Here is a 23,032-nt window from a genome sequence, read left to right on the forward strand (position 1 = left end):
GGATCAGGCGGGGAACAGCGGCCCGTCGACGTCGTAGAAGCGCCGCAGCACGCGGCTCAAGTCCCAGGCATCGCGGCTGCCGGCCAGCTCGCGGATGGAGTGCATGCCGAAGGTCGGTACGCCGATATCGAGTGTCCGTATACCGGTACCGCCGGCGGTAATCGGGCCGATGGTGCTGCCGCAGGCCATATCGGTGCGCACTACGAAGGCCTGTACCGGCACCTCCTCCTCCCGCGCCAGCAGACGGTACAGCCCCGCGGTCTGGCTGTTGGTGGCATAGCGCTGGTTGGCGTTGATCTTGATTACCGGACCCGCGTTGAGCCGGGGGCCGTGGTTGTCGTCGTGGCGGTCGGCGTAGTTGGGGTGAATGCCGTGGGCATTGTCGGCGGAGATCATCATCGAGCGATCGGTGAGCCCGGCGTAGGCGGTTTCATCGCCGCTGATACGCCGCAGTACGGAGCTCAGGAAGGGCCCCTGGGCGCCGGCGGCCGACAGGCTACCCACCTCTTCGTGGTCGTTGCACACCAGCAGCGCGCTCTGCTCGCCGCCGGCGGCGAGCAAGGCTTCCAGGCCGGTAAAACAGCTGAGCAGGTTGTCGAGCCGGGCCCCGGCGATGAACCCGCCCTCCAGGCCCAACTCCGCCGCCGGCTGGGTATCGTAGAAGCACAGTTCGTAATCCAGCACCCGCGCCACGTCGATGCCCGGGTGCTCGGCGCGCAGGCGCTCCGCCAGCAGCTCGCGGAAATCCGGAGCCTTGTCGCCCTGGAGCTGGGTCAGCACCGGCAGGATATCGGTCTGGGGGTTGATACTGCGGTTCTGGTTCACCTCCCGATCCAGGTGGATCGCCAGGCTCGGGATGGTGGCGATGGCGCGCCGGAAGTCGACCAGCGCCGAGCGCATCGCCCCGCCGCCATCGGCGTAGGTGACCCGCCCCGCCAGGGACAGATCGCGGTCGAACCAGGGGTTGAGCAATACCCCCCCGTATACCTCGACCCCGAGCTGGAAGTAGCCCTGGCGCAGCTTCTCCGGTTGCGGCTTGACCATCAGGCAGGGGCTGTCGGTATGGGCACCGACCATGCGCATGCCCTGCTCCGGCCCGGCGGCACTGCCGAGGTTGAAGGCGATAATCGAGCTGCCGTTGCGCGTCAGGTAGTACTTGCCCCCGGGCTCCAGACGCCAGGCCTGGTCCTCCCTGAGGGCCCGAAATCCGGCGGCCGCGAGGCGCTCGGCCATGACCTGCACGGCGTGAAAAGGGGTAGTGGCGCGGGCGAGGAAATCGCACAGCGCGCGATTGAACTGGGCGTTGTCGGGCAGCGGCATGACCTGCGGTACCTGCTTGGCGATGCGAAGCCCGCTAGGGTAGTGGCGCGGGCTCAGCGACGCAAGTCGTTAACCGCTCCCTTGAGCAGGCCCTTTTGCACCGCGGGGCTCCACTGCCCGTCCCCCACCACCGCCGCCACGCCCAGGCCGTTGACCAGGGACGACAGCAGCCGATAGGCATTGACGGGCGACACCCCCTTTTTCAGCTGGCCGGCCCGCTGGGCCTGGCGCAATAGGCGCACACCCTCGGCCTGCTGGGTGGCCTGGCGTTCGGCGATAATCGCCTGGACGTCGTCCGATTGCCCCGCCAGGGTCACGAAAGCCAGCCGTACCCGCCACTCGTCCACCAACTCGTCATTTACCGGCAGCAGGGCAGCCAGGCGGGCGTGTAGCAGGTCGAGGCCCTCGTGGCCGCTGTCTTCATCGGGCAAGCGCTCCTCGCACTGGTCCTCGACGAAATTCAGCGCCGCCAGCAGCAGCTCGTCCTTGTCGGCGAAATAGTGCTGCACCATGCCCTTGGTACAGCCGTGGTGCGCGGCAACGGTGCGCAGAGTCGTGTGCTCCAGTCCGGCTTCCGCCACCACCTGCGCTACGGTTGCCGAGAGCTGAAGCCTTTGTTCGTCGTGATCAACTATCTTTGGCATGGCAACAACCCTCCCGGGGATACCATTGCAGCTCGAAAGATCTTTTACACCCACCTACAGTCATACACCCAATACAGAGTGTAGCAAAGGCCAGAAATGTTGCAGGCAAGTTTTTTAACTAGGCGATCCAGATGGCATAAAGAAGGAGGGAAAGGATAACCCTGTAGTATACGAAGGGCATCAACCCTATCCGCTCAAGCAAGCCCAGGAATACCCGGATACAGGCATAGGCGGTGATACCTGCCACCAGGCTGGCGACCCCGAGCCAGAACCAGTCCACCGGGGACGGGGCCTCCAGCAGATCGAGGGTTTTCAGCAAGCCCGCACCGGCGATTACCGGAATGGACATCAGGAAGGAAAAGCGGGCGGCATCGGGCCGCGACAGCCCCAGTAGCACCGCCGCGGTAATGGTGACCCCCGAACGGGACACACCGGGCACCAGAGCCACGGCCTGGGCCAGCCCCACCAGCAATGCCAGGCGCCAGGTGAGCTGCACGCTGTTCGCCGGCGCACGCCACTCCGCCAACCCCAACAGGAGACCGAATACCAGCGTGGTGGTGGCGATCACGGGCAGGGAGCGCAGATGGCTTTCGATGAAGTCGTCGCCGGCGAAACCAAACAGCACCGCGGGCACGGTCGCCAAGGCCAGCAATACCACCAGGCGCCGCTGCGCCGCCGACGCCTCCGGCGCGCCCATGCCAAGGCACCCCCCGGCCATGGCCATCAGATCGCGTCGGTAAAAAATCACCACCGCCGCCAGGGTGCCAACATGCACCGCGACATCGAAGGCCAGCCCCTGGTCCGGCCAGCCCAGCACCAGCGACGGAATCACCAGGTGGGCGGAACTGGAAATGGGCAAAAACTCCGTCAGGCCCTGCAGAAGGGCAAGAACCAGCGCCTGTAAGGGTTCCATCAATCCGGCCGTCCCTGTTGTGGTATTTTTTTCCAGGTAATTTCATCGCGCACGTAGACCGGGCGCACCGCATCCGCCCGCAGCACGCGGCCCGCCTCCCAGGCCCGCCCGGCAGCCGGCAACAGATCGCGGGCCCGGGGCAGCAGGTCGGGATACGCCGCGCCAATACGCGCCGCCAGGTCCGCCGGCAATGCCTCCCGGTGCACCAGGCCGGAGCCCACCACCACCAATTCCCGGGACGCCTCGCCGACGGCGCAGGCGTGCGGGGGCGCCACCCGTGGCCCCTCGACCAGCTCTATGTGCTCGCCGCTCACACGGCACAGGCTCCAATACAGCTCGCCGATCTGCGCATCCAGGGTGCTCAACAGCAAATCGCCGTCTCCCGCCAGGCCCTCCCGCAGTGCGGTGTAGGCCTGGGCGGTGAGCGTGCTCACCGGAATCGCCGGCAACGAAGCGGCGAAACACAAACCCTGCACCGCGCTGGCGCAGACGCGCAAACCGGTGAACGAGCCGGGACCCTCGCCGTATACCACCGCGTCGACACCCTGCTCGCGCAAGCGGCCGTGGGGCAGCAGCTCCCGCAACATGCCAAACAACCGCTGGCTGTGTTGTCGTGGAACGATCTCGTGACACTCGCTCAGTTCGCCGTCACGCAGCAAGGCCAGGGAGCAGGCGTCGGTGGAAGTATCTATAGCGAGGAAGTTGGCCATGCGCTGGTGTTCCGTAAAAAATTCGGGCAAGCGCCCTCCCGGCGGGTTGCCAGATTGTCCGTGGCGCGGGATTCTGGGATTATCCCACAGGCACATCCAGTGAAGAAGTGGCGGCGAGATTACCGTGGCGGTTATGCAATTTTCAAATACCCCTGGCATTACCGGCCTGGTCCTGGCCGGCGGCGCGGGCCGCCGTGTCGGCGGGCGCGACAAGGGCATGCTGCCCTGGCACGGCACGCCACTGGCGGAACATGTGTGCCACCGGCTCCGCCCCCAAGTCGAGGAACTGTGGATCAGCTGCAATCGCAATACCGATTTTTACGCCCGCCTCTCGGATCGCGTGTTCAAGGACGACCTGCCTGGCTTCGAAGGCCCACTGGCCGGTATCGCCACCGCCGCGCCCAAGCTTACCACTCCACTGCTGTTGGTTTGCGCCTGCGATACCCCCCGCGTCCCGGTTGACCTGGCGTCGCGCCTCAGCGCGCCGATGCAAAACCCCGCCCTGCAACTGTGCGTGGCCTTCGACGGCGAACGCGAGCAATACCTCGCCGCCGTCCTGCGCCGCGAGGCGCTGCCGGCCCTGCGTGATTACCTGGCGCGCGGGGAACGTTCGGTGCGCGGCTGGTATGCGACCCTGCGTCGTGAGCGCGTCGATTTTTCCGACCAAGAGGGCTGTTTTGACAATATCAACCGGATCGCCCCCGACAACTGAATGGTTGAGGCAGTCGCGGGCTACACGGGCCCTTGTTAAAAAGCGGCGGAATGAATTCCGCCCTACAGGGGAGCGGCGCCGTATAACGTGCAGGGATCGAGAGGCGAGGCACCGCGCGACCGTGCACGGAATCGGAGGGGCGAGGCACCGCGTACCGTGTATGGGGCGAGGGCGAGGCGCCGCATACCGTGTAGGGTCGAATTCATTCGACCAAAAAAAACGCCGGCAAATCGCCGGCGTTTTTGCCACGGTTAAAAGCCCAATGTCAGGAAGCGCGAGCCGCCGATTTCCTCGGGCTCGCCTTGCGCCGGGTGGCCGCCTTGCGTGCGGTGGTTTTCCTCGCGGGAGCCTTCCTGGTGGCGGTCTTCTTCGCCGCGGCTTTCTTTCTGGCCGGCGACTTGCGCGCCGTGGCTTTTTTCGGTGCCGCTTTCCGGGTTGCGGCTTGCTTCGGCGCGGCCTTTTTGCGCGCGGTAGTTTTCTTGCGTTTGGCCTTTGCCGCTTTTTTCTTCTCCGCCGCCTTTAATTTGGCCGCGGCCTTCTTCTCCACTGCCTTCAACTGGCGTTCCAGCTTCTTCTCCAGTGTGGAGAGTTTCTTGGCGTCGGCCTTGGCGCGGGTTTTCGCCCAGCGCGCGGCGTGCTTGGCCAGCGCCGCCGCCTTATCTGCTTCCGCCTTGGCGGCGAGTTCGACTTTCTTCGCCGCCAGCTTTTCCTTGGCCGCGACCTGCGCCGCCTTCAGCTTGGCGTCCTCGACCAATTCCTTCACGCGCGCACGAGCCGCAGCAATGCGCTCACGCACGGCTTTAATGCGCGCCGACGCCTTGGACGAGGCATTGGTCGCCGCGCGAGTAGCGCGCTTGTCCGCCTTGGCCCGTGCCGCCGCGGCGCGTTTGCGCGCATCGGCCAGGGCTTTCTGCTCTGACGCCAGGCTTTTCTGAAGTTTTTCCAGGGCCTCGCTAGCGCGTTTAAGCGCCGGCGTCATCGCGCTCGCGCTTGCAGCTTTCCTCCTCGGTGCTTTTTTTGCGGCGGTTTTTCGTGCCGGTGCCCGACGAGTCGTTCTCTTTGATTTAGCTGCCGCTGTCTTTTTAGCAGTTGCCATTGCGCAAATCTCCACGGTTGTTATTCGGGTGACGCAAACCAAAAATAGCAATAAAAGCAATGAGGTACAACAAATGCCCCGGCGATAATGCAACGGTTGCGCGACGCTCGACAGCACGATTATCAAACTGCGGGCGGGCTAAAACACACGGCGCCACTTTCAGCCTTCAGTCACCGCTGCCGTTTAACACTATAAAAAAAGGGGTTTTGCGCAAACCGCTTAGACTGCATTAACTCACGTGAAGCACGAGCAACCCGCGGAGTAGAGAAAAATGCCGTGGAAACAAGCGGGAAATAAATGCGGAAAAAAAACAAAAAAAAGAGGAGCCACGCTCCTCTTTCAATAAATGTTTACGATGATCTAGCTGGAAATCAGCTTTCCAGCGAGGTAAATACTTTGTCGCGGATTTCCTCGACACTGCCCACGCCGGCAATACGGTGATAGCCCGGGGCCTTGTCACCTTCCATGCTTTCGTAAAAATCGATCAGCGGACTGGTCTGCTCCTGATACACCTGCAGGCGCTTGCGAACCGTTGCCTCGGTGTCGTCATCGCGCTGTACCAGCGCGTCACCGGTTTCATCGTCGACTCCCGCCTGCTTCGGCGGATTGTATTTGACGTGATAGACGCGACCCGACGCGGGGTGTACCCGGCGGCCGCTCAACCGCGAAACAATCTCTTCATCGTCAACGGCGATTTCCACCACATGATCGATATCCACGCCGGCCTCCACCATGGCTTCCGCCTGGGGAATGGTGCGGGGGAAACCGTCGAACAGAAAGCCGCCGCTGCAATCGGGCTGGGCAATTCGCTCCTTGACCAGGCCGATGATGATGTCGTCGGACACCAGGCCGCCGGCATCCATGATTTCCTTGGCCTTCAAGCCCAAGTCGGTGCCTTCCTTGACCGCCGCCCGCAGCATGTCTCCGGTCGAGATCTGGGGAATCTGGTATTTCTCGCAAATATACTGTGCCTGGGTGCCTTTACCGGCGCCCGGTGCGCCCAACAGAATCAATCGCATTCGGGGAGTTCCTCGGTAGTGGTCCGGAAGCTGGCGCGAGGCAGCCCGGAAATCGGTATTTGGGTGTTATAAAGGGGCAGTAACCATACACAGCGGGCCGGACAAGCACAAGTCCTGGCGGAATCTCACCGCGCTAACACTGCTTGGCCTTGTCCCAAAGTGCTTCCAATCCCCCGGAATCCAGCTCCGCCAGGGCCTGCCCGGCTGACCCGGCGAGGTCTTCCATGGTGTTGAAGCGGCCCTCGAACTTGGCGGACGCCCGGCGCAGGGCGGCCTCGGCATCGACTCCGAGGTGGCGGGACAAGTTGGCGCAAGTAAACAGCAAATCGCCCATCTCCTCCTCCACAGCCGCGGCGCGTCCCGCGTCGATCGCCTCGCGCAGCTCGGCGATTTCCTCCTCCACCTTGGCCAGCACGCCGGCGGCATCGCGCCAATCGAAGCCCACCCGGGCGGCGCGCTTCTGCAGTTTCTGCGCCCGCGGCAGCGCCGGCAGGGCCCGCGGCACGTCGGCCAACAGGCGGTGCTGGTCCCGCGCGCTGCGCTCGGCCTGCTTGATCGCCTCCCAGCTTTCCTTGACCTGCTCCACCGCGATAGCCCCGTCCACCACGCCCTCGATGTCACCGCGGGCAAATACGTGGGGATGGCGCCGGACCAGTTTTTCCACCAGGGTGTGCACGACATCGGGAAAGCTGAACAGCTCGCGCTCACGCCCCAACTGGGCGTAAAAAATCACCTGGAACAGGACATCGCCGAGCTCCTCGGCGACGTGGGTAAAATCCTCGTGCTCGATGGCTTCCGCCAGCTCATAGCACTCCTCCAGGGTCGAGGGCACGATGCTGCGAAAATCCTGCTTGAGATCCCAGGGGCATCCGCGCTCCGGGTCGCGCAGGCGCTCCATCACCCGCAATAAATCGTCGATGGTGTAGCGCTCGTCCCGCACTGCCTTCTCCCCTACTCCGAGACCCTGGAGGTTGAAATCACATTGCTCAGCCGGTTGATCCGCTCCAGCAGGCGCGACAGCGCCCCGAGATCCGGCACTTCCACCCGCAGGCGCATGGTCGCGGTGTGCTGGCGCTTGTTGGTATAGGTGTTGATCGACAGCACATTGATTCTGGCATTGGCGAACAGCGCGGTAATGTCGCGCAACAGGCCCTGGCGGTCATAGGCCTCGATGGCCACGTCCACCTCGTAATTTTCCCGGGGCGACTCGCCCCAATCCACCTCGATGATGCGCTGCGCGGACGACTCCTGCAACTTGACCAGGCGCGCGCAGTCGCTGCGGTGAATACTCACGCCGCGGCCCTGGGTAATAAAGCCGGTGATGCGATCCCCGGGCAGCGGCTTGCAGCAGCCCGCGATATGGGTCAGCAGATTGCCCACCCCCTGGACCTTGACCCGGCTGCCGGACACTTTCTTGGCGCCGCCGCGGGCGATTTCCAGTTTCGGCTCGCTGCGCTTTTCCACCAGGCCCTGGGCGGCGTTGAGCACCTGGGCGGAGGACAGGTCGCCGGCGCCCACCGCCGCGTACATATCCTCCACGGTACTCATCTGCACCTTGGCGGCGATGCGCTTGTAATCCACGCTGGTGAGGGCCATGCGCTTGAACTCACGCTCCAGCAAGTGACGCCCGGCGTCGATGTTGTCCTCACGCGCCTGGGCTTTGAACCAGTGCTGGACCTTGGCGCGGGCGCGGGAAGTGCGCAGGTAGCCGAGCCCCGGTTGCAGCCAGTCGCGCTTGGGCCGCCCCTCCTTGCTGGTGAGTATCTCCACCCGCTCGCCGGTTTTCAGGCGATAGGTCAGCGGTACGATGGAACCATTGACCTTGGCGCCGCGGCAGCGGTGCCCCACCTCGGTGTGCACGTGGTAGGCGAAATCCAGGGGCGTGGCGCCCTGGGCGAGGTTGACCACGTCGCCGTGGGGGGTGAAAACGTAAACGCGATCCTGGGCCACGTCGAAACTGAATTGCTCGGCCACGCCGCCGGCGTCGCCGGTTTCCTCGTGCCAGTCGAGCACCTGGCGCAGCCAGGCGATTTTCTCTTCGTAGGTACTGGCCAGGCCGGATTCGGAATCGGAACCCTTGTAGCGCCAGTGGGCGCAAACCCCGAGCTCCGCCTCCTCGTGCATCTGTCGGGTGCGAATCTGGACCTCGAGAATTTTGCCCTCGGGACCGATCACCGCCGTGTGCAGCGAGCGATAACCGTTTTCCTTGGGGTTGGCGATATAGTCGTCGAACTCGTTGGGGATGTTGCGCCACAGGCCGTGCACCAGACCGAGGGTGGCGTAGCAGTCCTTGAGTTCCGGCACCAGGATGCGCACCGCGCGAATATCGTAGACCTGGGAGAAGCCAATACCCTTGCGCTGCATTTTGCGCCAGATACTGTAGATGTGCTTGGCGCGACCGGAGAGCTCGAACTCGAGCCCGGCGTTCTTCAATACCCGGGTCAACTCGTCCCGGACGCGATTGATAAAGCGGTCCCGCTCCAGGCGCTTGCCATCCAGCAGGCGGGCAATCTTGCGATAGGCGTCGGGATGAATGTAGCGGAAGGACAGGTCTTCCAGTTCCCATTTCAGGTGCCCGATACCGAGGCGATGTGCCAGGGACGCGTAGACATCAAACACCTCCTGGGCGATCGGGGTGCGCCGGGCCTCGTCGTTCTTCACCGCACGAATGGCGCAGGTGCGCTCCGCCAGCTTGATCAGCGCCACCCGCACGTCGTCCACCATGGAGATGAGCATCTTGCGGATATTGTCCTTCTGGCCATGGGCCTGGCCCAGGACCGGAGACTCGGTGGAATTCTTGAGGTTGCTGATCGCGGCCATGCGCAGCACGCCGCGTATCAGGTCCCGCGCCTCGCGCCCCACGCCCTCCTCGACCGCGTCGAGATCCAGGCGCTCCTCGCGCACCGCGCGGTACAGCAGGCCCGCCAGCAGCCCGTCCACGCCCACGTGCAGTTCGGCCAGGATCTGGGCGATGTCGAGACCGGCGTGAAAGGGCTTGGACTGGGTGGACCAGTCGGGCACGTCGTTGCCCGGCCGCGCCGCCGCCTGTTGGGCCAGCAGCAGGCCCCGCTGCAGGCGCTCGCGATCGCCGGCTTCGAAGACCACCGGCAATTGACCCAGCCAACGCTCGAGATCGATCTCGCCGGCGTCGGTAAGGTGTGACTGTTCCCTGACTCGAACCATACGACAGCGCTGGCTCAGCCGTCGGCGAACACGCCGGTGGAGAGGTAGCGGTCGCCGCGATCACAGATAATGGCGACGATCACCGCGTTCTCCACGGTCGCCGACAGGCGCAGGGCGCCGGCAACGGCGCCGCCGGAAGACACGCCGCAGAAAATACCCTCGCGGGCCGCCAGCGCGCGCATGGTCTCCTCCGATTCGGACTGGGAAATATCCAGCACCCTGTCCACCCGCGCGGCGTCGTAGATTTTCGGCAGGTAGGCCTCGGGCCAGCGACGGATGCCGGGAATACTGGAGCCGTCCTCGGGCTGCAGGCCAACGATCTCGATCTCCGGGTTCATTTCCTTCAAATAGGCCGAACAGCCCATGATGGTGCCGGTGGTGCCCATGGAGCTGACGAAGTGAGTGATGCCACCCCCGGTCTGGCGCCAGATCTCCGGGCCGGTGCCCTTGTAGTGGGCCAGGGGATTGTCCGGATTGGAAAACTGGTCCAGCACCCGCCCCTCGCCGCGTTCCTGCATCGCCAGGGCGAGGTCGCGCGCGCCCTCCATGCCCTCCTCCTGGGTCACCTCCACCAACCGCGCGCCGTAGGCCGACATGGCCTGCTTGCGTTCGTCACTCATGTGCGACGGCATGATCAGGGTCAAGCGGTAACCGCGAATGGCCGCGGCCATCGCCAGGGCGATGCCGGTATTGCCGCTGGTGGCCTCGATCAGGCTGTCGCCCGGCGCGATGTCGCCGCGGGCCTCGGCCTCGGCAATCATGCTCAGGGCCGGCCGGTCCTTTACCGAGCCCGCCGGGTTGTTGCCCTCGAGTTTCACCAGGATCGTGTTACTGGTGTCGCCGGGCAAACGCTGCAGGCGCACCAGGGGGGTATTGCCTATACAGGCCTCAATGGTTGGATATTGGGACATAACTCACTACCACCCGTTTCAGCGCAGAGTATATCGGCTTTGACGGCGACTGACAGTCCAAATTCTGAACGACTGGCCCACTAGGCCAGCGCGGCGAAGGCCACCACATAGTGCCTCTCGTCCGCCAGGCTGAGCAGCACCCGACTGCCGCCGCGGGCGCGGGCGGCGGCCAGCGCGCCGCCACTGAGATGGACTTCCGGAGCGCCATTGGCGTCGTGCGCAATCGCCATGTCCTGCCAACTGACCCCCCGGCCGATACCGGTGCCCAGGGCCTTGGCGACCGCCTCCTTGGCCGCGAAGCGCTTGGCCAGCAGGCGCATGGGCAACTTGCTGGCGCGGTACTCCTCGCGTTCGTCCGGGGTAAGGATGCGCGCCACGAAGCGTTCGCCGAGGCGCCCGACTACCGCCTCCAGGCGCTCGATTTCGAGGATGTCGGTACCCACCGCGATCACGCTCCGCTCCCTCCCTGGCGGTACTGGCGGAACAGCTCCCGGGTGTGCAGGGGTTTGCCGTCCAGGTGTTCGGCGATCACCCGCCGCAACAGGTGCTTGGCGGCGGCCGCCGCTGAACCGCTGAAATCCCCGGCGGCGATCGCCAACAGGTCTTCGCCGCGAAAACGACCGTCCGGGATACCGGCGTCGCCCTCGCAGGCCACCAGGCCCTGGCCCTCGCTGTAGCGATACCAGGCCTGCTCGCGCACCTGCCCGGCGTGCACGTCCCGGGCGGGGTCGAAGGCGTAGCCCAGTTCGTCCAGCAGTCGCAGTTCGAAACCACGCAGCACGCCCTCCGCGGGCCCTTCTCCGGCCAGCGCCGCCAGGGTTTCGCCGTAGTGGGCAAACAGGGTGGGCAGGGGATCGTGACGGTGCAGCAGGCGCATCAGCAACTCATTGAGGTACAAACCACTGAACAGGCGCTCGCCGCGCAGGACCACCCCGGCGCCGGCGGCCTCGACCGCCAGCAGCTTCATCAGGTCGCCGCGGCCGGCAAAGGACAACAACAGCGGGCGAAAAGGCTGCAGCGTGGCACTCAGGCTGCCGCCGCGCGCCCGCCGGTGCACCCCCTTCGCCACCAGGCCGAGCCGACCGTGTTCGGCACTGAAGACTTCCAGCAACTGACTGCTGTCGCGGTAGGCGCGGGCATGAAGCAGGTAGGCGGGCTGCAGGTTGACGTGCACGGTATCGCGCCCTCAGGGACGGGATTCAGCGGTCATCGTAACCCAGGCTGCGCAGGGCGCGCTCGTCGTCGGACCAGCCGGACTTCACCTTAACCCACAGGCGCAGCATCACCTTGCTGTCGAACAGCTGCTCCATGTCCTGGCGGGCTTCGGTGCCGATGCTGCGCAGGCGCGCGCCGCCCTCGCCGATGATCATTTTCTTCTGGCCCTTGCGCTCGACCAGTACCAGGGCGGAGATGTGCAGCACGGCCCCCTCCTGGGCGAACTCCTCGATCTCCACGGTCACCGAGTAGGGTAACTCCTCCCCCATCTGGCGCATGATCTTCTCGCGCACGATCTCCGCCGCGAGGAAGCGCTGGCTGCGGTCGGTGACCTGTTCCTCGGGGAAAAAATGCCCCGAAACCGGCAGCAGCGCGAGCACTTCCCGCTCCAGGGCCTCCAGGTTGTGCCGGCGCAGGGCCGACACCGGCATCACCGCCTTGAAGTCGCCCTTGCCGGCGAGGAATTCGAGCTGCGGCAGCAGGGCCTGCTTGTCGTCGAGCAGGTCCACCTTGTTCACCACCACGATGGCGGGCAGGCCCGAGCGCTGCACGTGCTGCAGGACCATTTCATCCTCTTCGGTCCAGGCGGTGCGGTCGACGACGAACAGCACGACGTCAACGTCCTTGATGGCGGAACTGGCGGCGCGGTTCATCACCCGGTTGATGGCGCGGGTCTCGACCTTGTGCAGGCCGGGCGTATCGACAAAGATAATCTGGTCGCGGCCCTCGGTCTTGATGCCCAGCACCTGGTGCCGGGTGGTCTGCGGCTTGCGCGACGTGATGCTGATTTTCTGCCCCAGCAGATAGTTCAGCAGGGTCGATTTGCCGACATTCGGCCGGCCGACGATGGCGACATAGCCGCAGCGTCCGGCTTCGTCGGTATTCGGGGATTGCTCAACCATTTGCGGAACCCTTTGCGGATGCGGAACCGGACAGGCTCTCCAGCGCGGCCGCGGCGGCGGCCTGTTCTGCCTTGCGGCGGCTGCTGCCGCTGCCGCGCACCACCAGCGCGGGCCGGCTGAGCTGGCAGGTCACCTCGAATTGCTGGCGGTGGTCCTCCCCTTCCACGTTCACCAGCTCGTAGCTGGGCAGCGGGTTGCCCCGGCCCTGCAGGAACTCCTGCAGGCGGGTCTTGGGGTCTTTTTCCGCGTCGCCGTCTTCCATATCCTCCAGCCGCGATTCGAACCAGCGCAACAGGCAGGCCCTGCAGGTCGCGTAGTCGCTGTCCAGGAGCATGGCGCCGGCCACCGCCTCCAGGGCATCCGCCAGGATCGAACCGCGCCGGTGCCCCCCGCTCTTGCGCTCGCCGGAGCCGAGCTTCAGGCATTCGCCGAACTCCAGCTCGCGAGCCACGCTGGCCAGGGTGTCGCCCTTGACAAGGGCCGCGCGCATGCGGCTCATATCGCCTTCGCGCACGGCGGGAAAACGGTGAAACAGGGCTTCGGCGATCACATGGTTGACGATGGAGTCACCCAGAAACTCGAGCCGTTCATTGTTGCTGCCAGCGGCACTGCGATGGGTCAGGGCCAGTTCCAGCAGGCCGCGATCGGCGAACTGGTAGCCCAGGCGGCGCTGTAGGCGATTGAGTTTATCCACTGCTCACCATGCTGACCAATCTATAACGGCAGGCCGGAGCCCGCTTCGTACTTCAGGTCGTCGAACTTGAGCACCGCGTCGATGCGCCACATGATGGGAATGCGGGCCTCGTAGCTGGCGTCGATGTAGGTTTTTCCCTCTTTGCGGTACACATCCACGTCCTGGGGCTTGATCCCGTAGACCTGGTTGGTATTGAGCAGGTTGGCGATACGCCGACGGATATCGGCGATGTTCTGCTCCTCGGGATCGTGTTCCTCGGCGACCTTGGCCATGATTTCCTTGACCGAGAGATACTCGAAGTAACTGGGCGCCATTTTTATGCCGCACATGACGAAAAAACCCACCATGACGGCGATGCACAGCATGCTGAGCATGGACAGCCCCGATTGTTGCCGGCGCAGCTTCATTTTGTTATTCCCCCGGTGATTGCAGGTGTTGCCTGGTGTCGTGTGTCACGGGCTATTCTATAGCAGCTATTCAATAGCGCCTACACGGCTGAAGCTCGGGATACTGAACAGCGAATCCCAGTGCATCCAGATCGCGAAGGCCTTGCCCACGATATCCCGCTCGGGGACCTGCCCCCAAACCCGGCTGTCGCTGGAATTGTCGCGATTGTCGCCCATCATGAAGTAGTGGCCGGGCTTGACCACCACCGAGAAATCCCGCACCGGACGCGTCGGATCCACCTGCACCAGGTGGTTGGCGTCACCCAGTTGCTCCAGCGCCACTTCCTGCCGGCCGGTGGTTTCGGGCAACATCGCCAGCGAGTCCCAGGGGACCTGCTCGCCGTTCACGTAGAGGCGCTTGTTGCGATAGGTCACGGTGTCGCCGGGCAGTCCCACCACGCGCTTGATGTAGTAGGTGTCGTTCATGTGCGGGGGAAAGAACACCATCACGTCGCCGCGCTCTGGCTCGTTGAGATCCAGCACCTTGGTGCGCAGCACCGGCAGCCGGATGCCGTAGGTGAACTTGTTCACCAGGATGTAGTCCCCCACCTGCAGGGTCGGCACCATGGAGGACGAGGGAATCTGGAAGGGTTCCACCAGGAACGAGCGCAGCACGAAGACCACCGCCAGCACCGGGAAGAAAGAGCGCGCGTACTCGACGATAACCGGCTCCGCGGCCCGGGCTTCCGCCTGGGCGGCGAACTGCTTTGCCTGGGGGCTGTCCAGCGCGCCGCGTTCGGGGTACTTGGCCTCCAGCGCGGCCAGCTCGCGGCGCCGCGCCGGGGCCAGGAACAGGGTGTCGGCCAGCCAGATCAGGCCGCTGCCGAACACCAGGATGACCAGGATCAGTGGGAAATCGATTGTCATTGTTAGCTATCCACCTTCAACACGGCGAGGAAGGCGGACTGGGGAATTTCCACCCGGCCCACCTGCTTCATGCGCTTCTTACCCGCTTTCTGTTTCTCGAGCAGCTTGCGCTTGCGGCTCACGTCGCCACCATAGCACTTGGCGGTCACATTCTTGCGCAGCGCCTTGACCGTTTGGCGGGCGACGATTTTGCCGCCAACCGCCGCCTGGATCGCCACGTCGAACATCTGCCGCGGAATCAGCTCCTTCATTTTCTCGGTCAGGGCGCGACCGCGATACTGCACCTGCTCCCGGTGCACGATAATCGCCAGTGCGTCCACCCGCTCGCCATTGATCAGCACATCCAGGCGCGCCAGGGGCGCCGCCTCGAAACGCTGGAAACTGTAGTCCAGCGAGGCGTAGCCGCGGCTGGCGGACTTGAGCCGGTCAAAGAAGTCCAGCACCACCTCGGCCATGGGGATGTCGTAGGTGAGCGACACCTGCGAGCCCAGGAACTGCATGTCCCGCTGCTCGCCGCGCTTCTCGGCGCACAGGGTGATCACGTTGCCCAGGTAGTCCTGGGGCACCAGGATATTGCAGCGCGCGATGGGCTCGCGCATCTCCTCGATGTCGCCCACGTCAGGCAGTGACGAGGGGTTGTCCACCTGGATGACTTCGCCGCTTTTCTTCACCACCTCGTAGATCACCGTGGGCGCGGTGGTGATCAGGTCGAGGTCGTACTCGCGCTCCAGCCGCTCCTGGATGATCTCCATGTGCAGCATGCCGAGGAAACCACAGCGGAAACCGAATCCCAGGGCGTCGGAGGTCTCCGGCTCGTAGAACAGGGAGGCGTCGTTCAGGGTCAGTTTGGACAGGGCGTCGCGAAAATCCTCGTAGTCATCCGAGGACACGGTGAAAATACCGGCATAGACCTGCGGTTTGACCCGCTGGAAGCCCGGCAGCGCCGGCACGTCGGCGTGCTGGGCGCTGACCAGGGTGTCCCCCACCGGGGCGCCCTGGATGTCCTTGATGCCGGCGACGACAAAGCCCACTTCCCCGGCGCGCAGCTCGCCGGTCTCCAGCCGCTTGGGCGTGAAAATGCCGATGTTGTCCACCTGGTGGACCTTGCCGTTAGACTTGGTCACGAACTTGTCGCGCTTTTTCAGCACGCCCTGCTTCACCCGCACCAGCGACACCACCCCCAGGTAGTTGTCGAACCAGCTGTCGATGATCAGGGCCTGCAGCGGCGCGTTGCGGTCGCCCTCGGGCGGCGGAATATGCTCGACCAGGTACTCCAGCGCGTCCTCGATGCCCATGCCGGTCTTGGCGCTGACCGGGCAGGCCTCGGTGGCGTCGATACCGATGATCTCCTCGATCTCGTGCTTGACCTTGTCGGGATCGGCCTGGGGCAGGTCCATCTTGTTGAGGATGGGCAGCACTTCCAGACCCTGCTCGATGGCGGTGTAGCAGTTGGCCACCGACTGGGCCTCCACGCCCTGCCCCGCGTCGACCACCAGCAGCGCGCCCTCGCAGGCCGCCAGGGAACGGGACACCTCGTAGGAAAAGTCCACGTGTCCGGGAGTGTCGATGAAGTTCAGCTGGTAGGTTTCGCCGTTGCGGGCGATGTAGTCCAGGGTAACGCTCTGCGCCTTGATGGTGATGCCGCGCTCGCGCTCAATGTCCATCGAATCCAGCACCTGCTCGGCCATTTCCCGGTCGGAGAGCCCGCCGCAGTGCTGGATAAAGCGGTCGGCGAGGGTCGATTTGCCGTGATCGATATGGGCAATGATGGAGAAGTTGCGGATGTGTTGGAGGTCGCTCACTCAGTAACGCTCGGTAGTAGGCCGGTTGCGGCTGCCTAGCGACCCCGCGCCGGAACGCGGGGCGGCATACGGAGGGCGAACGGCGCACCGGCGCGAGCACCCCCTGAGCATGCGCCGGGGCAGCCAAAAGACGCGCGATTGTACCCCAATGCGTGCCCCGGGGCCATGCCGCCCGGCGGCCGGCCCCGGACAAGCCGGCGTGAACGGCCCGGCGTCACTCGTCCTCGAGCTTGAGGCCGATAAACAGTGGCGATCCACGGCGGATTAGCCGCAGGGGCACCGAGCTGCCCGGCTTGAGGTCGTCGGCGGCGCGCTCGAAGGCCTCCACGCTGGTCACCGGCCTGGAGCCGATCAGGGTGATAACGTCGCCGGGGACGATGCCCGCCTCGGCGGCCACGGAACCGGGCTTCACCTGGCGCACCAGGACCCCACCGCCGATGCCCCAGCGCTCCAGGGTGTCGGGGCTGGCGGGTTCCACCATCAGGCCCAGGCGGCCCCCCTGCTGCTCCCGCTCGCCACCCGGGGTCAGGGCGAAGCTGTCTTCGGCGTCCAGGCCGCCCACCGTGACCTTGATGCTGCGGCGCTTCTGCTCGCGCACGATATCCACCGGCACCTTGGTGCCGGGGGCGATAAGGCCCACCACGTGAGGCAAATCGGAAGAGGTGTCGATTTTACGGCCATCGAAACGCAGGATCACGTCGCCGGCCTCCAGCCCCGCCTTGTCGGCGGGCCCGTCCTCGGCCACCTGGGTAATAAGCGCGCCCCGGGGGCGATCCAGGCCGAAGGATTCCGCCAGGGTCTTGTCCACGTTCTGGATGGTCACCCCGAGCCAGCCGCGCGTCACCCGCCCCTCGGCCTTGAGCTGCTCCACCACATTGTGCACCACGCTCACCGGGATGGCGAAGGACAGGCCTATGGAGCCACCGCTGCGGGTAAAGATCTGCGAGTTAACGCCGACCACCTCGCCTTTCAGGTTGAACAGCGGGCCACCGGAGTTACCCGGGTTGATGGCCACGTCGGTCTGGATAAAGGGTACGTAGTTCTCCCCCTGCTCGGTCGGCAGGCTGCGCCCCTTGGCGCTGACAATGCCCGCGGTGACCGAGTAATCGAGGCCGAAGGGAGAGCCGATGGCCAGCACCCACTCCCCGACTTTGAGCTCCTCGTCCCCGGCCAGCTCGAGTACCGGCAGGTCCTCGGCGTCAATGCGCAGCAGGGCGAGGTCGGAGCGGGGATCGGTGCCCACCACCTCGGCGTTGTATTCACGCCGGTCGATGAGGCGCACCAGCACGCTGCTGGCCCCCTCCACCACGTGGTTGTTGGTTACGATATAGCCGTCCCTGGACAGGATAAAGCCCGACCCCATGCCCATCGACCGGCGCTGGCTGGGTGGCGCTTCGGGAAAGTTGAAAAAACGGCGCAGGTACTCGGGGATTTCCTCGGGGCCCTGGCCGCGTCGCGCGCTGTCGCCGGTGTGCTCGACGATAATTTTCACCACCGCCGGAGAATTCTTCTCGACGATGTCGCGAAAATCGGGCAGCTCCGCGGCGCGGGCGCCAGCGGCGGCCAGCAGCGTGCAGAGCAACAACAGGGGGGCAAAGGTTTGGCTCAGTCGTTTCATACGTCAGTCCGGACTTCCTTGCTGAAAAAAATACGAATTGAATGGGGCGGCGAACCGCTCAGGCCAGCTCCACCGCCTGTGCGCCGGTGTCACGGCGGGACAGTAGCGTGGGTTGCAGGGCCGGGTCCTCCCGGTGCCGCGCGGCGTGAAGGCGCACCGCCAACAGGCCGGCAAACAGCCCCAGCCCGGCGCCCGCGAGGGCCGCCAGGTCCTGCTGCTGCGGCCACAGGGCACCGCCGAGGGCGGCGCCAGCGAGCAGCGCGAGCAGGGGCAGCAGGTAAACCAACAGGGAACCGCGCAGGATCACGGTCTCGGGCAGGCCGATTTCAACGGTATCGCCAACCCGGCACTGAGCGGGCTGCACCCGGCCCGGCAGTACGCGAATATAGTGCCGGCGCCCCGCGCCGACCCGGTTTAACAGGCCGTGGCCGCAACCCTTTTGGGCGGTGCAACTGTTGCAGGTGCTCCGGCGCAGGGTTTCCACCCACACCGCCCCGGGCTCCACCGCCACCACCTCGCCGCTCTCGACAAGCATCTCAGGGTGTCCAGCGCACGGAGTCGGCGACCATGCGGGCGGTATTGACCGGCACTTCCCCGATCACCGTGACCAGCACCGGCTGGCCCGACAGGCTGAGGCCGCGGGTATAGGAGGTGGTGCTGCCCTCCCGGGCCACACCCTCCCCGGAGCGGATATCCCGGGACAGGGGCTCGAGAAACACCGAAAACGCCGCCAGGCCATCGGTGTAGGTGCGACGCCCCGACACCGCCGGGCCGCTCTCGGTGGGGGCGAAGCCCCGCGGCAGCCAGCCGATGGTCCAGGTGACACCAACCTCGCCGGTATCCAGCGACGGTGTCGGGTGTCCGGCTTCGTAGACCACGTCGATATCGCCACTGGAGGGCATCGGCGCGCCGAAGGACAGGTTGGCGAACTGGAAGCGTTCCAGCACCAGGTCCCCGCGCCCCAGCGTACTGGAACGCAGCAACAGGCCGGTTTCGCGGTCGAGTTCCAACAGGTAGCCGTAGCGGTACATATCCCGGGGTTCCACCCTGACCTGCACCGCCTTGCGACCGGCAATCCGCTCGCCCGGCGCGACCTGAAAACGGTAATAGCTGGCCACCCCGCACTCTCCGGACTCCAGCCTGGCGCCCAATTGCAGCAGGCGGTGCCCCGTATGCACGCAATTCAGCGGATGTTCCTCGCGCACCACCTGGGCGCCCTGGCCGGTCAACTTGGTGAGCTGCTCCGAACTGGCCCCGCCGGATACCGAGTGGGAGATCTGCATCACCTGCATATCCTCCCCGCGCTGCAGGGTCACCACCCCGTGGTAGGCGGTGTGATGACTGCTGCGGGACATCTTGTCGAGCCATTCCAGGGCTTCGGGATCGGCCTCGGGACAACTGGCGGCGAGGCCGGGCAAGGGCAGCGCGGCGGCCAGCAGCAGGGCGAGCGCGCGGCCGCGCCGGGGGGTACGGGGGAGTCGTTGCGAGCGCCAGGTACTCAAGGCGGGCATCACTCCTGGATGCGGTGCACGCGCGCGAAGGGCAGCAGGCCCTGGGGCGTGTTGAGCGCCGCTTGCTCGGCGTGTTCCTGGGAGTACTGGTGCAGACGCTGGCGCGCCAGCTCGCGATAGGCGGTGCGGGTTGCCGGTTCGAGCACCGGCACCGGCTGGGTTCCGAGGCTGGCCTGCACCGAGGTGGCGCCGAGGCTGTTGACCAGACCCACCGGCGACACGCCCCCGGCGATAGTCGCGGCATCGGCGGACTCCGCGGCGCCGCCCAGCTGGGCCAGTTGCTGGCCGCCGAACACCACCGTGGCGGCGACCGAGGCGGCGACCGCGAAACTGGTCACCGGGCGCACCAGGCCCTGCCATCGCGAAGCGCCCGCGGTTTGTTCGCCGGCGACGGCGTCCCGTACCCGGGACGAAATATCGATCGACAGGTCGGAGAAATGTTGGACATTGCCGGCCGCGCTGCTGCATGCCGCATGCACCGCGTGGTAACGCATCCAGGTCTGGCGCAGTTCGGAGTCCTCGCCGATCTGGCGCAGTACCCGTTCCAGCTCCAGGTCGTCCGCTTCCCCGTCCATGATGGCGGAGAGGGACTCCCGCATTCTCTCAGTCATTGATTGCATCCTCCGCGCGCCGGCGCGAAACGTTGGTAAATGAAAACCGCATCAGCCATGACCGTCAACCTGCTGCCTGACCTGTTTGTCGATGGCCTCCCTGGCCCGGAATATGCGCGAGCGCACGGTTCCCACCGGACACGCCATGATCTCGGCGATGTCTTCATAACTCAGACCATCAAATTCGCGCAAAGTTACCGCTGTGCGCAAATCATCCGGCAATTCGCGGATCGCCCGCTCCACCACTTCCTTGAGTTCGGCCCCGAACAGGGCCGACTCCGGGGATTCGATATCGCGCAGCGCGCCGCCGCCCTCGAAGTACTCGGCGTCCTCCACCTCGACGTCCGAGCCCGGCGGACGCCGGGAACGGGACACCAGGTGGTTCTTCGCCGTGTTGATGGCGATGCGGTACAACCAGGTATAGAAAGCGCTGTCGCCGCGAAAGTTGGGCAGCGCGCGGTAGGCCTTGATAAAGGCCTCCTGGGCGACATCCTGCACTTCATCGGCATCATGTACGTAGCGGCTAATCAATCCCAGAATCTTGTGCTGGTACTTGAGAACCAGCATGTCAAAGGCGCGCGAATCACCCTTTTGCACCTTGGCAACAAGCTGCTGGTCCGTCACTGCGGCAGTCAAGTCCCGTACCCCTCCCTAGTCCCAGACATTCCTGCCCTGGTAACACTCAAGCAACTGCTGCCCCGATAGACCGCGCGGACAGGCGAAAGTTCGCTCCCGCTGTCACGGGACCGACACTGTGAGGTAACAGAACTAAAAAAGTTCCCCAATGCTGCATTTCCTTAATTCGCGCCCGGTGCTTTATACTCGCCGGCGCGGGGGCCACACTGCCCACTGCGTAAGTCATTGACAGGCATCATATAAGTCACCGGGAGAGGCAGCAAGCACAGCCCATGTCCACCACCCATCAACACGATGTGCTGATTATCGGCGCCGGCGCCGCCGGCCTCAGCCTCGCCCTGCGCCTGCCGTCCCACCTGCGCGTCGCCCTGCTGTCCAAGGCCGACCTCAACCAGGGCTCCACCTACTGGGCCCAGGGCGGCATGGCGGCGGTACTCGACACCAAGGACAGCGTCGACTCCCACGTGGAGGATACCCTGATCGCCGGCGGCGGGCTGTGCAAGCGCGAAGCGGTGGAATTCACCGTGTCCAACTCCCGCCGCTGCGTCGAATGGCTGGTGGCCCAGGGCGTGGATTTCGACCTCAGGCCGGATCACGCCGATGAATTCCACCTCACCCGGGAGGGCGGGCACAGCCACCGCCGCATTATCCACGCCGCCGACCGCACCGGCCGCGCCATCTCCGAGGTGCTCACCGAACGGGCGCAGGCGGCGGGCAATATCGAGATTTTCACCCACCGGGTGGCGGTGGACCTGGTGGTCCAGGACGGGCACTGCCAGGGGGCCTATATCCTCAACCGCGAGAGCGACCGGGTGGAGCTGTTCCTGGCCCGCTCCGTGGTGCTGGCCACCGGCGGCGCCAGCAAGGCCTACCTCTATACCAGCAACCCGGACGGCGCCAGCGGCGACGGCATCGCCATGGCCTGGCGCGCCGGCTGCCGGGTGGCCAACCTGGAGTTCAACCAGTTCCACCCCACCTGCCTGTACCATCCGCGGGCCAAATCCTTCCTGATCACCGAGGCGATCCGCGGCGAGGGGGGGCGGCTGTTGCTGCCCGACGGCGAGCCCTTCATGCAGCGCTTCGACGAGCGCGGCGAACTCGCGCCCCGGGACATTGTCGCCCGCGCCATCGACCACGAGATGAAGCGCCTGGGGGCGGACTGCGTGTTCCTCGACATCTCCCACAAGCCCAGGGCCTTTCTCGAGGAGCACTTTCCAACGGTCAGCAAGCGCTGCCGCGAATTTGGCATCGACATCAGCGCGGAGCCGATCCCCGTGGTGCCCGCCGCCCACTACACCTGTGGCGGCATCGTGGTGGACACCCGCGGCCGCACCGACCTCGCCGGCCTCTACGCCGTGGGCGAGGCCTCCTGCACCGGCCTGCACGGCGCCAACCGCATGGCCAGCAACTCCCTGCTGGAGTGCATCGTCTACGCCGAATCCGCCGCCGGCCACATCGCCGAGACCATCGCCGCGGCCCCGTCCCCCAAACCGGTCCCCTCCTGGGACGAGAGCCAGGTCACCGACTCCGACGAGGATGTGGTGATCTCCCACAACTGGGACGAGCTGCGTCGCTTCATGTGGGACTATGTGGGCATCGTGCGCACCAACAAGCGCCTGCAGCGGGCAGAACACCGGGTGGAACTGCTGCAATCGGAGATCGCCGAGTACTACAGCAACTACAAGGTCAGCAACGACCTGCTGGAATTGCGCAATTTGGCCATGGTGGCGCAGCTGATGATCCGCTGCGCGATGGCGCGCAGGGAAAGCCGTGGCCTGCACTACACCCTCGACTACCCCGACCTGCTGCCGGAAGCGGGCGACACCGTGCTGGTACCGCCCAACAGCGCCCGGGAGACAGCCTAGCGGGCCAGGCGCAGGCGCTTGCGCAGCCGGCGCAAGGCATCGGGGTCGGCGCTGTCCGGCCACAGGTAGAGCCACCGCCCGCCCCCCTGCCCCGGCCGGCGCCAGCGCAGGCAGACCAGCCACGGCAGGCAGTGGGCCGGCGGCAGCAACTCCACCTCGCACCAGCCCGCCGCGCCCAGATCGAACAGCCACGCGCCGCGCCGCCAGAGCAAGGCCCGCGGCCGGGAGCGGCGCGACACAAGCAGGCAACCACAGAGATAGGCCGCCGTCGCCGCCGCGAGCAAGGGGTAGCCGTCGCGGTACACCAGTGCGGGGACCGCCAACAGTGCCAGCCAAAAAGCCAGCTGCATTAACAGG

Annotated in this window: 24 protein-coding genes; 2 read left to right on the plus strand and 22 right to left on the minus strand. The window is 65.4% G+C overall.

Annotated features, from left to right (window positions below; all coding sequences use genetic code 11):
* Positions 1–3: 3 nt before the first annotated feature.
* The 4 genes from JYP50_RS16240 to tsaB form a co-directional block, all read right to left on the minus strand.
* Entirely contained in the window at positions 4–1,320 is a 1,317-nt protein-coding gene (locus tag JYP50_RS16240) for a M18 family aminopeptidase (RefSeq protein ID WP_206561603.1), read from the minus strand.
* 53 nt (positions 1,321–1,373) lie between these two features.
* Positions 1,374–1,964, minus strand: coding sequence for a TetR/AcrR family transcriptional regulator (locus tag JYP50_RS16245; protein ID WP_206561604.1), 591 nt, complete (start codon positions 1,962–1,964; stop codon positions 1,374–1,376).
* 118 nt (positions 1,965–2,082) lie between these two features.
* Positions 2,083–2,877 carry an undecaprenyl-diphosphate phosphatase gene (locus tag JYP50_RS16250; RefSeq protein WP_206561605.1) on the minus strand — a complete coding sequence of 265 codons (795 nt, stop codon included), beginning with the start codon at positions 2,875–2,877 and terminating at the stop codon, positions 2,083–2,085.
* Positions 2,877–3,617 (minus strand): tRNA (adenosine(37)-N6)-threonylcarbamoyltransferase complex dimerization subunit type 1 TsaB, encoded by a 741-nt coding sequence (gene tsaB / locus JYP50_RS16255; protein ID WP_206561606.1) that lies wholly within the window; start codon positions 3,615–3,617, stop codon positions 2,877–2,879. The genes JYP50_RS16250 and tsaB overlap by 1 nt, the downstream gene beginning before the upstream one ends.
* Before the next feature lie 103 nt (positions 3,618–3,720).
* Between tsaB and mobA the strand changes: the two genes are divergently transcribed.
* Positions 3,721–4,299, plus strand: a complete 579-nt coding sequence (gene mobA / locus JYP50_RS16260; protein ID WP_206561607.1) for a molybdenum cofactor guanylyltransferase MobA — start codon at positions 3,721–3,723, stop codon at positions 4,297–4,299.
* A 265-nt stretch (positions 4,300–4,564) separates the two neighbouring features.
* Here the strand turns inward: mobA and JYP50_RS16265 are convergent, their stop codons facing one another.
* The 17 genes from JYP50_RS16265 to rpoE form a co-directional block, all read right to left on the minus strand.
* Positions 4,565–5,395 carry a hypothetical protein gene (locus JYP50_RS16265; protein WP_206561608.1) on the minus strand — a complete coding sequence of 277 codons (831 nt, stop codon included), beginning with the start codon at positions 5,393–5,395 and terminating at the stop codon, positions 4,565–4,567.
* A 371-nt stretch (positions 5,396–5,766) separates the two neighbouring features.
* A complete protein-coding gene (gene adk / locus JYP50_RS16270) occupies positions 5,767–6,414 on the minus strand; it encodes an adenylate kinase (protein WP_206561609.1) in 648 nt (215 codons plus the stop codon).
* Positions 6,415–6,547: 133 nt separating this feature from the next.
* Positions 6,548–7,354, minus strand: coding sequence for a nucleoside triphosphate pyrophosphohydrolase (gene mazG, locus JYP50_RS16275; RefSeq protein ID WP_206561610.1), 807 nt, complete (start codon positions 7,352–7,354; stop codon positions 6,548–6,550).
* Positions 7,355–7,365: 11 nt separating this feature from the next.
* Positions 7,366–9,597, minus strand: coding sequence for a GTP diphosphokinase (gene relA, locus JYP50_RS16280; protein ID WP_206561611.1), 2,232 nt, complete (start codon positions 9,595–9,597; stop codon positions 7,366–7,368).
* Between the two features lie 14 nt (positions 9,598–9,611).
* On the minus strand, positions 9,612–10,508 hold the full coding sequence (gene cysM / locus JYP50_RS16285) for a cysteine synthase CysM (RefSeq protein WP_206561612.1): 897 nt from the start codon (positions 10,506–10,508) through the stop codon (positions 9,612–9,614).
* A gap of 80 nt (positions 10,509–10,588) precedes the next feature.
* A complete protein-coding gene (gene acpS / locus JYP50_RS16290; protein WP_206561613.1) occupies positions 10,589–10,960 on the minus strand; it encodes a holo-ACP synthase in 372 nt (123 codons plus the stop codon).
* Positions 10,957–11,682, minus strand: a complete 726-nt coding sequence (gene recO, locus JYP50_RS16295; RefSeq protein ID WP_206561614.1) for a DNA repair protein RecO — start codon at positions 11,680–11,682, stop codon at positions 10,957–10,959. Before recO ends, acpS begins: the two co-directional genes overlap by 4 nt.
* Before the next feature lie 25 nt (positions 11,683–11,707).
* On the minus strand, positions 11,708–12,625 hold the full coding sequence (era, locus tag JYP50_RS16300) for a GTPase Era (protein WP_206561615.1): 918 nt from the start codon (positions 12,623–12,625) through the stop codon (positions 11,708–11,710).
* A complete protein-coding gene (gene rnc, locus JYP50_RS16305) occupies positions 12,618–13,319 on the minus strand; it encodes a ribonuclease III (protein ID WP_206561616.1) in 702 nt (233 codons plus the stop codon). The genes era and rnc overlap by 8 nt, the downstream gene beginning before the upstream one ends.
* Before the next feature lie 20 nt (positions 13,320–13,339).
* Positions 13,340–13,726 carry a DUF4845 domain-containing protein gene (locus tag JYP50_RS16310; protein WP_206561617.1) on the minus strand — a complete coding sequence of 129 codons (387 nt, stop codon included), beginning with the start codon at positions 13,724–13,726 and terminating at the stop codon, positions 13,340–13,342.
* A gap of 66 nt (positions 13,727–13,792) precedes the next feature.
* Positions 13,793–14,632, minus strand: a complete 840-nt coding sequence (gene lepB / locus JYP50_RS16315; protein ID WP_206561618.1) for a signal peptidase I — start codon at positions 14,630–14,632, stop codon at positions 13,793–13,795.
* 2 nt (positions 14,633–14,634) lie between these two features.
* Entirely contained in the window at positions 14,635–16,434 is a 1,800-nt protein-coding gene (gene lepA / locus JYP50_RS16320) for a translation elongation factor 4 (protein ID WP_206561619.1), read from the minus strand.
* Between the two features lie 214 nt (positions 16,435–16,648).
* Entirely contained in the window at positions 16,649–18,052 is a 1,404-nt protein-coding gene (locus JYP50_RS16325) for a DegQ family serine endoprotease (protein WP_206561620.1), read from the minus strand.
* Positions 18,053–18,110: 58 nt separating this feature from the next.
* Complete coding sequence (locus JYP50_RS16330; protein ID WP_206561621.1) at positions 18,111–18,587, minus strand: SoxR reducing system RseC family protein; 477 nt, start codon at positions 18,585–18,587, stop codon at positions 18,111–18,113.
* Between the two features lies 1 nt (position 18,588).
* On the minus strand, positions 18,589–19,563 hold the full coding sequence (locus tag JYP50_RS16335; protein ID WP_206561622.1) for a MucB/RseB C-terminal domain-containing protein: 975 nt from the start codon (positions 19,561–19,563) through the stop codon (positions 18,589–18,591).
* A complete protein-coding gene (locus JYP50_RS16340) occupies positions 19,563–20,174 on the minus strand; it encodes a sigma-E factor negative regulatory protein (protein ID WP_241263217.1) in 612 nt (203 codons plus the stop codon). The genes JYP50_RS16335 and JYP50_RS16340 overlap by 1 nt, the downstream gene beginning before the upstream one ends.
* Before the next feature lie 51 nt (positions 20,175–20,225).
* A complete protein-coding gene (gene rpoE / locus JYP50_RS16345) occupies positions 20,226–20,810 on the minus strand; it encodes an RNA polymerase sigma factor RpoE (RefSeq protein WP_206561624.1) in 585 nt (194 codons plus the stop codon).
* Positions 20,811–21,082: 272 nt separating this feature from the next.
* Here rpoE and nadB point away from each other — a divergent pair, with 272 nt between their 5' ends.
* Positions 21,083–22,675: an L-aspartate oxidase gene (nadB, locus tag JYP50_RS16350; RefSeq protein WP_206561625.1), complete on the plus strand. Its 1,593-nt coding sequence runs from the start codon at positions 21,083–21,085 to the stop codon at positions 22,673–22,675.
* On the opposite strand, the gene JYP50_RS16355 is transcribed toward nadB, so the two are convergent.
* Positions 22,672–23,025, minus strand: a complete 354-nt coding sequence (locus JYP50_RS16355) for a protein YgfX (RefSeq protein ID WP_206561626.1) — start codon at positions 23,023–23,025, stop codon at positions 22,672–22,674. The two genes, nadB and JYP50_RS16355, sit on opposite strands and share 4 nt — an antisense overlap.
* Positions 23,026–23,032: the final 7 nt, after the last annotated feature.

The organism is Parahaliea mediterranea, from assembly GCF_017255185.1.
In the GTDB taxonomy this organism is placed as follows: domain Bacteria; phylum Pseudomonadota; class Gammaproteobacteria; order Pseudomonadales; family Halieaceae; genus JAFKCZ01.